The 12,500-nt window shown below is 35.8% G+C and carries 13 protein-coding genes and 1 rRNA gene (1 of these 14 cut by a window edge); 10 read left to right on the top strand and 4 right to left on the bottom strand.

What is annotated here, in order from left to right; genetic code table 11:
• Positions 1–625: 625 nt before the first annotated feature.
• The 3 genes from D9842_RS16605 to D9842_RS16595 all read left to right on the top strand — a co-directional run bounded on the left by D9842_RS16605 (position 626) and on the right by D9842_RS16595 (position 3,494).
• A complete protein-coding gene (locus D9842_RS16605; protein WP_121663459.1) occupies positions 626–1,381 on the top strand; it encodes a carbon-nitrogen hydrolase family protein in 756 nt (251 codons plus the stop codon).
• 268 nt (positions 1,382–1,649) lie between these two features.
• Complete coding sequence (locus D9842_RS16600) at positions 1,650–2,408, top strand: methyltransferase domain-containing protein (RefSeq protein ID WP_212138791.1); 759 nt, start codon at positions 1,650–1,652, stop codon at positions 2,406–2,408.
• 528 nt (positions 2,409–2,936) lie between these two features.
• Entirely contained in the window at positions 2,937–3,494 is a 558-nt protein-coding gene (locus D9842_RS16595) for a hypothetical protein (protein ID WP_121663458.1), read from the top strand.
• A gap of 56 nt (positions 3,495–3,550) precedes the next feature.
• On the opposite strand, the gene D9842_RS16590 is transcribed toward D9842_RS16595, so the two are convergent.
• Both D9842_RS16590 and D9842_RS16585 read right to left on the bottom strand, forming a co-directional pair.
• The gene (locus D9842_RS16590) at positions 3,551–4,102 is read right to left on the bottom strand and encodes a cysteine hydrolase family protein (protein WP_121663457.1); all 552 of its coding nucleotides are present in this window, start codon (positions 4,100–4,102) and stop codon (positions 3,551–3,553) included.
• 33 nt (positions 4,103–4,135) lie between these two features.
• Positions 4,136–4,288: a DUF1272 domain-containing protein gene (locus D9842_RS16585; protein WP_121663456.1), complete on the bottom strand. Its 153-nt coding sequence runs from the start codon at positions 4,286–4,288 to the stop codon at positions 4,136–4,138.
• Positions 4,289–4,432: 144 nt separating this feature from the next.
• Here D9842_RS16585 and D9842_RS16580 point away from each other — a divergent pair, with 144 nt between their 5' ends.
• The 3 genes from D9842_RS16580 (at position 4,433) to D9842_RS16570 (ending at position 6,215) form a co-directional block, all read left to right on the top strand.
• Positions 4,433–4,852, top strand: coding sequence for an Lrp/AsnC family transcriptional regulator (locus tag D9842_RS16580; protein ID WP_121663455.1), 420 nt, complete (start codon positions 4,433–4,435; stop codon positions 4,850–4,852).
• A gap of 163 nt (positions 4,853–5,015) precedes the next feature.
• Entirely contained in the window at positions 5,016–5,219 is a 204-nt protein-coding gene (locus D9842_RS16575) for a hypothetical protein (RefSeq protein WP_121663454.1), read from the top strand.
• A 138-nt stretch (positions 5,220–5,357) separates the two neighbouring features.
• Positions 5,358–6,215, top strand: a complete 858-nt coding sequence (locus D9842_RS16570) for an alpha/beta fold hydrolase (protein ID WP_121663453.1) — start codon at positions 5,358–5,360, stop codon at positions 6,213–6,215.
• Positions 6,216–6,271: 56 nt separating this feature from the next.
• On the opposite strand, the gene D9842_RS16565 is transcribed toward D9842_RS16570, so the two are convergent.
• Together D9842_RS16565 and D9842_RS16560 are read right to left on the bottom strand one after the other, a co-directional pair.
• Complete coding sequence (locus D9842_RS16565) at positions 6,272–7,579, bottom strand: uracil/xanthine transporter (protein ID WP_121663452.1); 1,308 nt, start codon at positions 7,577–7,579, stop codon at positions 6,272–6,274.
• A gap of 284 nt (positions 7,580–7,863) precedes the next feature.
• Positions 7,864–8,733 carry a helix-turn-helix domain-containing protein gene (locus D9842_RS16560; RefSeq protein ID WP_121663451.1) on the bottom strand — a complete coding sequence of 290 codons (870 nt, stop codon included), beginning with the start codon at positions 8,731–8,733 and terminating at the stop codon, positions 7,864–7,866.
• Between the two features lie 78 nt (positions 8,734–8,811).
• Here D9842_RS16560 and D9842_RS16555 point away from each other — a divergent pair, with 78 nt between their 5' ends.
• The 4 genes from D9842_RS16555 to D9842_RS16540 all read left to right on the top strand — a co-directional run.
• Positions 8,812–9,504 (top strand): DUF4386 domain-containing protein, encoded by a 693-nt coding sequence (locus D9842_RS16555; protein WP_121663450.1) that lies wholly within the window; start codon positions 8,812–8,814, stop codon positions 9,502–9,504.
• Between the two features lie 231 nt (positions 9,505–9,735).
• Positions 9,736–10,638, top strand: a complete 903-nt coding sequence (locus D9842_RS16550) for an EamA family transporter (RefSeq protein ID WP_121663449.1) — start codon at positions 9,736–9,738, stop codon at positions 10,636–10,638.
• A gap of 13 nt (positions 10,639–10,651) precedes the next feature.
• The gene (locus tag D9842_RS16545) at positions 10,652–11,179 is read left to right on the top strand and encodes a GNAT family N-acetyltransferase (RefSeq protein WP_121663448.1); all 528 of its coding nucleotides are present in this window, start codon (positions 10,652–10,654) and stop codon (positions 11,177–11,179) included.
• Between the two features lie 378 nt (positions 11,180–11,557).
• Positions 11,558–12,500: ribosomal RNA gene (locus tag D9842_RS16540) — 16S ribosomal RNA — on the top strand; it runs 609 nt beyond the window's last position.

Here is a 12,500-nt window from a genome sequence, read left to right as displayed (position 1 = left end):
GAGAAGCAAGAAGGTCAAGGAAGCGCAGGCAGTGAAGACCGGAGTGTGCGGTCTTGGCACATGAGGATCTGAACGAACAAGCTGACGCGGAGATACTCTCTCTTTCTCAACCACTTTTATCGTTCATTCCCCTTATGAACGACACTACACACTCTTTTCTAACCGCTTTTGTCGTTCATTCCCCTTATGAATGACACTACAAGCTCTTTTCTAACCACTTTTGTCGTTCATTCCCCTTATGAACGACACTACACGTCCTTTTCTAACCACTTTTGTCGTTCATTCCTCTTATGAACGGCACTACACGTTCTTTTTCCAATCACTTTTTTTGTTCATTCCCTTATGAACGACACTTTTTGTGGCTTATTGCAAGCTGATAGTCCGAACGCGGAAGTTAAGCTCTTGCGCCGATGGTAGTTGGGTCCCCTGTGAGAGTAGGACGTCGCCAAGTAAGTTGAGGAAAAGATCAGTAGAGATGCTGATCTTTTTTTGTATACAAAGAAAGCAACTAAAGTGATTTTTTTCTTTCCTCTTATTGGAAGTAGTATATAATAAATCCATAATAATAAAAGGTGCATATTTGGATTTATCAAACTAAACCAATAGTAATAGGAGAGATCAAATTTTGAAGATAGGGTTAGCACAAACTAGGTTTCCGAATTCTGTAACAGATGGAATAAAGATAGTTAGGGAAATGATATATGAAGCCGGTAAAAAGGGCTGCCATCTAGTTTGTTTTCCTGAATCAATTATTCCTGGATTAAGAGGAGTTGGTTATAAGGTTGAGGAGTATAATCATTGCTTTCAGAGTAAAGCTTTAGAGGAGATTTGTCATATTGCTAGACAAGTTAAAATAGCCGTTATTATGCCTATGGAATGGGAAGATCAACAGGGATTACATTTGGTTGCTTTTGTAATTGGAAACAATGGTGAGATCATGGGATATCAGACAAAAAATCAAATTGATCCAGGAGAAGATATGTACGGGTATGTTCCAGGTAAGGGTCGAAGAATCTTTGAGATAAACAATATGAAATTTGGTATTGTTATTTGTCACGAAGGTTGGCGGTATCCTGAGACTGTGCGATGGGCTGCTCGTCAGGATGCGAGTATTGTTTTTCATCCGCAATTTACAGGGGACGTAAACAATCCGGATTTTTTCAATAATGCTATGGTGTGTAGAAGTTTAGAGAATAATATTTATTTTGCTAGTGTTAATTATGCCTTGAAAAATCAAAAGAGCACTTCTGCTTTAATCTCACCGTCAGGAGAACGTTTGATTTTGGCCAAATCAGGTACTGAGGAATTATTGGTACACGATATTGATCCGAAACAAGCCAATTTGTTACTAGCAAAAAGGTTCAATCCCAATTTATTTTGAAATTTTCCTTAGAAGTAGAGAAGTAGAGAAGTAGTCATATTCGGTTTACTTTTTAATGTGAAAGGTTGTATTAACATATGAAAAACATCGATATGTGGCCTTTTATTTCACATGAAAGATTTGAGGAAAGGGGAAATATTTATAACATGAAACGAATTAATTACTCGATACAGTTAGTGAATCTGATAGAACTGTATCGAGATTAACCTCAGTTTCTATCAGTTAACTGTATCGTCCACATGAAAATAAAATTAGTGGGGGAATAGTTATGATGTATAAAAATGAGTTAATAGAAGAATGGCTAAAATATGAAACAATTAACTTTGACGGTTGGGATTTTTCATATATAAAGGAAAGCTGGGAAAATGAATTTCTTCCATGGGATTATGCAGACATCGTAAAAAATTATTTGTCATCGGATTTAGAATTGCTTGATATGGGTACTGGAGGAGGAGAATTTCTTCTTACCTTAAATCATCCTTATAGTAAAACGTCCGTAACAGAAGGATGGAAACCTAATATTGATCTTTTAAGGAGCAAATTGGTGCCTTTAGGGATAAAACTTGTTTCAATTGATGATGACATAATTGATTATGCTGACAATTGTTTTGATATGATCATCAATAGACATGAATCATTTAATATTGAAGAGGTTAAAAGAGTTCTAAAACCTAGTGGTGTATTCATTACTCAACAGGTAGGCGGGAAAAATGGAAACCGATTATCAAATATGCTAATTCCAAACTTTATGCCAAAATATGAGGATTTAAATTTAAGAAATACATTACTAGATTTAAAAGAGAATAACTTTGACATTAAGTTTGCTGATGAATACTTTCCATTTCAAAAGTTTTTTAATATGGAAGCTCTTATTTATTATGCGAAAGTGATAGAATGGGAATTTCCAGGATTTAATGTAAAGGATAACTTTAACCAGCTAGTGAATGCTTATGATGAGTTAATAAGAAACGGATATATACTAAACTATGAGCATCGATTTGTCATTGTTACCTTTAATAATAAATAATCTAAACAACCTTATTTAACACTTGAAGAGCATTCCACATGGATAGCTCTTTTCTTTGTTAGCCAGGCTATGAAATTAAGAATCAACTAAGTGCTCTTTATTGTACATATATGTGGAAAAGTTAAATCTGCTCACAAAAGTAACTCTTATATGAGGGGACATTTTTTGTAATAATAAGGTTTACCTTCAGTGTTATTTAGTGGTGATAATTAGCAAAGCTGCACCATAGGGTTGGATAATATATGGTAAAATTGAAAAATGGGATTGTCGAATTGTTTTGAAATTTGCTAAGTTTTTACGGTCTTTTGATTGTTTCGTTCTTGAAACTTTTATCACTCAAAGATCGTACTATTTAATAAGAACAATTATTTAGTTCCTTAATTCTTTTGCGAGCCGTTTAGAGAAGCGAGAGAAGAGTAAATACAAACTGAATATGGCTGAAACAAACTTTATATGGAATTGAGGAATTTGTAGTTTAGTAGCAATGATCTTGAATTTAATTTTCAATGATTAGTAAGGGGGATCACATTGTCAAAAACAAAAACATTAATGGGCGGTATTTTATCTGCTGCTGTTGCCTTAAGTGCTTGTAGTACAAAGGAAGAAATGGTTATAGAAGAGGAACAATTCTTTTATGATGAAGAAATAGGAACGTCAACATATAGCGAAGAAGTTGTAGAAGAAGAAGTAGAGATGGAAAGTGAAATTGAATTAGATCATTTACAATCTCAATATCCAGGTATGGATTTAGAAGCGATGGAAGATTATATGGAAGAAAATAATCTGGATTACCAAGAAGAAGAGCTAATTGCCTTTTTAGATGATATTTATGAAAATGGCGAATCTACTTTAGATTCGAATTACTATGCGAATGAGAGCTCGTTTCCATGGTGGATTTTCCTTGTAGCAAATGCAGCAAAATCAAAGCCATCAGGTAAAGTGAAATTAACGAAACCGACTACTTCAGCTCAATCTGCTGTTAAGTCAACACCTAAGCCGAGCACAAAGGTTACTTCATCATCCTCATCTAGTAGTACAAAATCTAGCTCTGGTTTCGGATCGAGCAGTACTTCTACGGGCTCATAAAAACAAGCATCCTTAATTATAACGGGATGCTTGTTTTTTATCTAATAATAGGAAATCTATAGAAGCTTTATATAATCTTCAGTGGTAATGACAGTGGCAAATTCATTATGAATTGTTGCAAGAGAAACATCATGAACGGTTTGAGCGTCTATACGGTTTCCCAGGTGGTCAGTTAGGTCGAATGCTGCTGTAGCATCTGATAATAGATAAGTTGTGAAGCCTAAGTTACCACTCATTCTTGCTGTCGTTGATACACAATGTGGAGTCGTCAAACCAGTTAAGACTAGTTCGTTGATTTTAAGTTGATGCAAATAGTCTTCCAATGATGTTCCTATAAAGGAGCTATTAACTTCTTTAGTAAAGATAGTTTCTGTTGGTAGCGGATAAAGTAAGTCATTTATCTGTGAGCTTTCATTTTTATGATAAAAAACAGAGTTCGGATTAGTAGAAAGATGTTTAATAAAAATGACTTCTAATTTTCTTTTTCTCCATTCAAGTAATAGGCTGTTAATTTTACTTTCTGCGTCTGGATTGTTTCGGTTCCCCCACTTAGGATCCTGAAATGCTTTTTGTACATCTACAATGATCAATGCTTTGCTCATTTCCATTCACCTTTCACTTTTTAGTGATCTTACAATGCCTTAACTGTTTGGTCGTTTTACTAATTCTCCACTGCAGTTCGGGCAAATATAAGACATTTCAGTCGTGCATTCTAAGCAAAACGTGCATTCATAACTACATATAAAAGCATCACTTGTTATCGGTTTTTCGCATTTTTCACAAGTTGATTTCATTATTAATACCTCCTAACATGATATAGGCTAATTTTATTTGAAAAAGAATTAAGAACACATGCTTTTTTTAAGGAGTTTGGACTGATATTCTTAAATAGAAAAGGAAATTATCTGATTTTAAATTAAAAATGAAGGTGAACAGTTATGGATGATGTTAACCGTAGAATTCTGGATATCTTGCAAGTGGAAGGTAGAATTTCAATGACGGAGTTAGGGCAGAAAGTTTCCTTGTCTGTTCCTGCAGTTACCGAGAGGGTAAGAAAACTAGAAGATCAAGGCATTATTGAAGGATATAAGGCACAAGTTAATCCAGAAAAATTACAAAAAACAGTTAGAGCATTTATATTAATTAAAACCCACAGATGCAAGGCATTTAGGGAATTCTGTAAAGAGAGCCCCCTCGTTATTGAATGTCATAGACTGACAGGGGAATATAGTTATCTTGTTAAGGTGGTGACTGCATCCTATCAATTACTGGAACAGTTTATTGATTCGTCTATGGAGTATGGTGAGCCTTATACAATGATCAATCTTTCTTCGCCAGTTCCTGGTAAGATCATTTAAGAAGGAATGTGCAAAAAGTTCCTTAGGAATCACTTTAGATTTGAATGAAATTGTAATGGCCGTTATTTTGAAAAATGTTATGTGAAGGAATGTATATAAGAAATGCGTAGCTCTCATTTTGTTTTCGATGATGAGTCTCTTAAAGGGAGTAGTTAGATAGAAGATGAAAGTGTATAAGCTGAAGAAAAAGTATAAAGGGTTGAAAAAGGGAACAGAATTTTATTTAATTGCCGAATCTGAATTTATAGGTGTTAAAGATTTTGTTTTACGAACGAAGGACTTGTCAATTAGAATATCAGTTGGTGAAAAGGAACTTCATAGTCATTTTACATTGATGAGTTATGAAGAAAGGGTCAATTTAGAATAAGTAAAACAGTAAAGTGTATTTCATTAATGAAATGCGCTTTTTTATAAATAGAGGAATATGGTTGTTTTTGGAGAAATCTTCCTAAGTTATAGGTAAAGCATGAGTTTAATTATGGATGCATGGTAGGGAGACAAGTAAATGAAAAGAAGAATAGAAAAGTATATATCAGAAGGAATGTGCATTGAATATTCTATACTCGGTGAGGGAGAACCTGTACTTATATTCCACGGTGGACATTCAAACTGTTATGAAGAATTTGGTGTTAAGGGACTGGTTGATAACGGTTTTTCTTTCATTATCCCTTCAAGAGCAGGTTATGGAGAAACATCTAAGGAAATAGGAACAAGTCTTTCAAAGTCGTGTGAATATTACAGTAAGCTATTAGATCATTTAAGTATAAAAAAGGTTCATTTACTGGCCATCTCTGCAGGTGGTCCTAGTGGAATCTATTTTGCAGCACATTATCCAGAATATGTTTCTACACTCACGTTACAATCTGCAGTTACAAAAGAATGGCTTACTCCAAAGGATAAAGAATATAAAGCTGCCAAAATACTGTTTCGTCCCAATACTGAAAAATACACATGGAAGCTTATTTCTTCTATGAATAATTTATTCCCGCGGTTTATATTTAAGCAAATGTTTCCGTCATTTAGTAAACTGTCATATCGAGAAGCAAAGGAAAAGTTTAACGAGGAAGATATTGAAGCTATAAGAAAAATGAACAATCGTCAGCGATCCCGTTATGGTTTTTTCATTGACTTAGCTCAGGTTAATGAGGTGTCTATTCAGCACCTACAAGCGATAGTTTGTCCAACTCTCATTATGCATAGTAAACATGATGGTTCTGTTCCATTGGAGCATTCCTCCTTTGCACATGAAAACATTCCTTCTTCTAAATTATATCTACTCGATACATGGGGGCACTTAATTTGGCTTGGTCATGCATCTCAAGAAACTGATAAGGGTCTTATGGAGTTCCTTAAGTCTCATTAATTTAAGTCAATAGAAAAGCAGGTACATTCTATAGCGAACGTACCTGCTTTCTGTATTTAGACCTCTACTTCATTCGTTGAGACTTTTTCAGGTTCCCATTTTACAAACATTTCTAAAAAGATGGACAGTAATACGCCCATAATAAATCCATTCGAAATGAGAGGACGAATTAATGCTGGTAATGTGGTGAACAATTTCGGATCCATATTCATAATACAAACTCCTACTAAAATAGGAACAGCTAAGCGGTGAATGGTAATAGAATTAAACGTTTGATCTCGGATGCTTCTTAAAGAAGTTCCGAATAATTGAAAATAGGCCACGAACAGTACAGCATTTCCTACTGTAACGGGAAGTGTTGCTAGTAAGTTCCCTAAAAAAGGAACGCTTCCTAACAAGATCATTAACCCGCCGCCAATCAGATATGGTCGTAACTGAAAGATCCGAGTGCTCTCTAAAAAGCCAATTGAGGAAGCGAAGGGCGCGTAAGAAACTAATCCGAATAAAGCAGCGACAATGGAATAAGCACCATTAAGTAAATAAGAACGATCAAAACGATTTTGAGAATATTCATCATGAAACATAGCTGACGATGTCGTGACAGATGCAATCGTATTACTTAGGTTTATTACACTTGCTAGAAAGGTAATAGCGATGATTCCTATATTCAGGTTTGGTGCTCCTAAAGGAAAGAGGTGTAAATCTGTGCTTGATTGAGTCATCAAATTTTGCTCTGCTGGGAAAAGGATTATATAAAAAATCCATCCAATCACAATCCCAATTAATATGGCAAAGTTACTAATAACTGCTTTTCCTTTAATTTTGAGCAAGCATACTAACAAAACAACCCCCAGTGAAAAAAGACTAATCGGGAGATCTAGTTTTCCTTCAGGGGTCATTTTTAACATCCCTTTGAAAAAGATGAGAATTAATTGAAAGGTTAATAAAAACAGGTAAACACTCATGACCATAGGTGTGAACACTTTTTGAATATAAGATATTAACCTTAGTGAACCTAAAATGAGTACAACCACCCCTGCAAGCAGCATACCACTTGCAATACCTCCACCGATTTCTTGAAGACTTGTACCTGTTGATGAGGCAATCACAGATAAATTAAGCATTAAGCCCCACATAACGCCTGAATGTCCTTCCATCAGAGGATAACGATGTCCGATCAATCCCTGTAATAAACACGCAATTCCCGTAAAGATAAGAGAACTACGAAGGATAACAGATATTTCATCATATGGTAGCTCAAATGCTGTCCCAATAGAAATTGGTACAACGACTGTATTCGCAAAGATAAAAAACAACCATTGCAAAGATGCAAAGATTGTTGCGGATGAAGAAAGATATTTCATAATTAATCGTACCTTCTTTTCTCAAACATAATGTTATTTCAACAAAACAATATTATTTTAACTCTAAATAGTGAATAGGGAAAGGTTGTTGTTTGTGGAAGAGAAATAAAATTATTATGAGATTGCAGGAGAAGTTTTTTCGTAGAGAGACAGACTTTTAACCTGTCTGTTTGATTATGTGGCAGACAGGTTACTAAATAAAGCAAGATTTGGAAAGTCTTATCCCTTCTTCAATGATATCTTAATATCAATAAAAACAACTTGATGAAAAGAAAGGAGCATGATTAGTCATCAAAATCTATAGGTAGTTTTTTAATAGGTGTGTAAATGTTATAGGCCGAATTTAGATGGTGAATGTTATCAAAAACTTGAATGAGCTCAATATCCGAATTCTCGGGTTCTTGCTTAGAAATCTTTAAAAACCTGGCAAAATCAGTTTTTAGAATATCACCTATATCCAGAATATCACCCGAATAGTTGAACTTGGCACAAAAGAGTTCCGGTACATCAATTGTGAAAAAATAAGGTTGATCAATTTTGATATCGGATGGAACACCGAACAAAACCTTGAAACGGGTTGAATTTGGCTGACAGTTTGAATAGATAACATAGCAAGAACCATTAATTGTGTTATTAATGTTATTTAGTAGCGTTTCTGAATAAGAGCGAATCTTTGTCTTGTAATCGGTTGTAAGATCAACTTCAAAGGCTATCCCACATAGTCTAATTGTCTCAAATTCAGTTAGGGTGAAATCAGTGACAAGATCGCCGTTAATGTTTTTTAGGGGTCTTTTTACCACTGAAGGAATTGGTACTTGAGCGATCGTTTTGTCATTTCCTTTAAGGAAAGTACTTGGAGCTATACCGTATTGACGTTTGAATGCACGGGAGAATGATGATGGAGTTCCAAAGTTTAGTTGATAAGTAATATCTGTTAAGGAAAGGTTTTCGTTTGACATTAATCTTAGCGATGCATTTAATCTTCGGGATAGTATGTATTGATTTAGTGAGGATCCCATCATGGCAGAAAAAAGTCTATGAAAATAAAATTTTGACATGTGGAAGGTACTAGCAACAGATTCCAATGATAATGGTTGGTGAAGATGATCTTCAATGTAGATAAGGGAATTTTCTATTACATCATAATAGTCCATGATAACTCCTTTTATAAATAATTTTCAGAATTGTTCGTTATTAAGTATAGCATAGAAAATATTTGAGGAGGAAAAGAAATGACACAAGACAAAATAAATGCAAAGATATTAGGTGCTTTTTATATAGTGGCTGCGATTAGTTCAGTTATAGCTGTTATCTTATATGGGCCAGTTTTGTCAGAACAAGGGTATATGGATGTGACAAATGGTGTAGAAAGCCGTGTGTTGATTGGAGTAATTAACGACCTTTTGCTCGTAGTGTCTGTGGTTGGAACTGCAATAATGCTATTCCCATATATACGCCGGTTTAATGAACATATTGCTTTAGGTTACCTTTGTTTTCGATTTATGGAAGCTGTTTTTATCTCTATCGGTATGATCAGTATATTAGGTTTATTGAGTATTAGTATGAATAATGGAAACACGGGTAGTTCAGAGAATCTCTTTGCTGTAGGATCAATGCTGCAAGCATTTTACCGTTGGACTGCATTGTTAGGACCAAATTTAATGTTAGGCTTAAATACTTTTCTATATAGTTATTTACTTCTTAAAACAAATTTGGTACCAAGACAGCTGGCGATATTTGGGATGATAACAGCTATTTTAGTATTCATAGCCGGGTTATTAGAAATGTTTGGCTTAGTGGAACCTTTTTCAGCAGTAAAAGGATTTATTGCTTTACCTGTTGGTGTTTATGAAATGAGTTTAGCAGTCTGGTTGATTGTGAAGGGATTTGATAAGAATATGCTTAATATACTAAAAGAAAAATAGTGTTTATTATAATCTAGCTTGCTTAGATGATCATGTGAACCACTAAAATAGAATCTTATCATTTCTTGTCTTTCCATTCACTTCGTCGGTATAATATAATTGAACTAAATAGCTAAAATTCTTATGATGTGGATTTTTAAAGATATTATCTCTTTTTTCGCCACACAATTATCCAAGAGGATAGTTGTGTGGCTTTTTATTTGTCCAAATTTTTAAATAAGGAGAATCAAGATGAAAGTATGGGTTTATGTTTTGTGCGTATTTTTAGGAGGCTGCAGTTTTGGAGTCCTTTCAACCTTTGTAAAGCTTGCTTATGAATCTGGGTTTAATATGTTTGAAGTTACAGGTAGTCAGTTTATTATTGGAACAATTATAATATGGATCCTTACATTATTTGTTCACAAGCAAAAGCTAAGCTTTAGCCAAATGGCTAAGTTACTTCTAGGTGGTACGCCAATGGGGTTAACAGGAATTTTTTATTACTTTTCATTAGAAACATTAGATGCTTCACTAGCTATTATCTTTTTATTTCAGTTTATATGGATTGGAGCTATTGTCGAATGGATGTTGTTTAAGAATAAACCATCGACGAAAAAGATATCTTCTATTATTATTGTGTTACTTGGCTCGATCTTTGCAGCCGACATTTTTACGTCTGGGGAAAAAACAATTGATATGGCAGGCATAGTTTGGGGAATTCTTGCAGCATTATCATATTCACTTTTCCTATTAATAAGCAGTTTAGTTGAAAAAGAAGTACCTACTTTACAACGTAGCGCCCTGCTTTCTACAGGAGCAATGATCATTGTATTAGTCATAACTAATCCATTATCTTGGATGGGAGCTCATACTCTTATTGATATCTTTCCTTATGGAATTCTTTTAGGGTTATTTGGCGTAGTGATTCCGCCAATTTTATTTTCAATAGGTATGCCACAAATAGGTCCTGGAGCAGGTTCGATTTTAACTGCTTCTGAGTTGCCAGTAGCGGTATTACTTTCTATGATTGTTTTATCAGAACAAGTGATATGGATACAATGGGTAGGAGTTTTCATTATTTTATTCGGCATTGTTTTAGGGAATGTTTCATTTGTCTCTAACAAAATCAAGAGACAACATCTTATAAGTAAATAGAGGGAGTGTTCATATGTTTCCGACTTTATGGACAGATCGACTAATATTAAGAGAAATAACAAAAGAAGATGCAAAAGGGATTTTTGCTTGTTTTTCGAATGAAAATGTTACACGCTTTTACGGACAAGAAACATTAGAAAGAATTGAACAAGCAGAAAGTTTCGTAGATTTTTTCTCGAATAGTTATAGAGAAAAAAGAGGCATAAGATGGGGTATTGAAAGAAGAGAAGCCGAAGGTATCATTGGAACCATTGGCTTTAACGCTTGGTCTCCTAAACATAAGCGAGCAGAAATAGGCTACGAAATACATCCAAGCCACTGGCGGAAAGGCTACACCGCAGAAGCACTTTCAATCGTCATATCTTACGGGTTTGAAAAGCTAGACTTAAATCGTATCGGTGCCGTTGTCTTTACTGAAAATGAAGCATCGAATAAATTATTAGTAAAAGCTGGTTTTCAAAAAGAGGGGGTATTAAAGGAGTATATGTACCAGGGTGGAAAAGCATATGATACTTATGTTTATTCCCTTTTAAGAAAATAATCTTAAATCTATAGTTGTTGATTTAAAATGCACAAAAAATTTTATTGACTTCATTTGAATTAAGTGATAAGATGTTATTCGTCTCTTCAAAACGTGTTTTTAGAGACATGAATAGAAGTGCATTTTTCTAGAATGACAATTCAAAAAATGTGTTGACTTCTACGAAATGAAGTGGTAAGATATTATTTGTTGCTACGAGATATGATATTAAGTTTTCTTGCTTGAGAAAAACGATTCATAGAAGTTGACAACAGAGAAATTATCTGATACAATGATTTTTGTCGCTGATAAAGTGCTCAGCTAAAGTAGTTCTTTGAAAACTAAACAAAACAGAAACGTCAACGTTTTAAAGATTTAATTATGAGCTTTATCAACTCTTTATTGGAGAGTTTGATCCTGGCTCAGGACGAACGCTGGCGGCGTGCCTAATACATGCAAGTCGAGCGAATCAATGGGAGATTGCTCCCTGAGATTAGCGGCGGACGGGTGAGTAACACGTGGGTAACCTGCCTGTAAGATTGGGATAACTCCGGGAAACCGGAGCTAATACCGGATAACATTTTGAACCGCATGGTTTGAAATTGAAAGACGGCTTTTAGCTGTCACTTACAGATGGACCCGCGGCGCATTAGCTAGTTGGTGAGGTAACGGCTCACCAAGGCAACGATGCGTAGCCGACCTGAGAGGGTGATCGGCCACACTGGGACTGAGACACGGCCCAGACTCCTACGGGAGGCAGCAGTAGGGAATCTTCCGCAATGGACGAAAGTCTGACGGAGCAACGCCGCGTGAACGATGAAGGCCTTCGGGTCGTAAAGTTCTGTTGTTAGGGAAGAACAAGTACTAGAGTAACTGCTGGTACCTTGACGGTACCTAACCAGAAAGCCACGGCTAACTACGTGCCAGCAGCCGCGGTAATACGTAGGTGGCAAGCGTTGTCCGGAATTATTGGGCGTAAAGCGCTCGCAGGCGGTTTCTTAAGTCTGATGTGAAAGCCCACGGCTCAACCGTGGAGGGTCATTGGAAACTGGGGAACTTGAGTGCAGAAGAGGAGAGTGGAATTCCACGTGTAGCGGTGAAATGCGTAGAGATGTGGAGGAACACCAGTGGCGAAGGCGACTCTCTGGTCTGTAACTGACGCTGAGGAGCGAAAGCGTGGGGAGCGAACAGGATTAGATACCCTGGTAGTCCACGCCGTAAACGATGAGTGCTAAGTGTTAGAGGGTTTCCGCCCTTTAGTGCTGCAGCAAACGCATTAAGCACTCCGCCTGGGGAGTACGGTCGCAAGACTGAAACTCAAAGGAATTGACGGGGGCCCGCA

Origin of the sequence: Metabacillus litoralis, assembly GCF_003667825.1 — a bacterium.
In the GTDB taxonomy this organism is placed as follows: domain Bacteria; phylum Bacillota; class Bacilli; order Bacillales; family Bacillaceae; genus Metabacillus; species Metabacillus litoralis_B.
The sequence above is the reverse complement of the archived record's forward strand: the minus strand, read 5'-3'. Positions and strand labels throughout refer to the sequence as shown.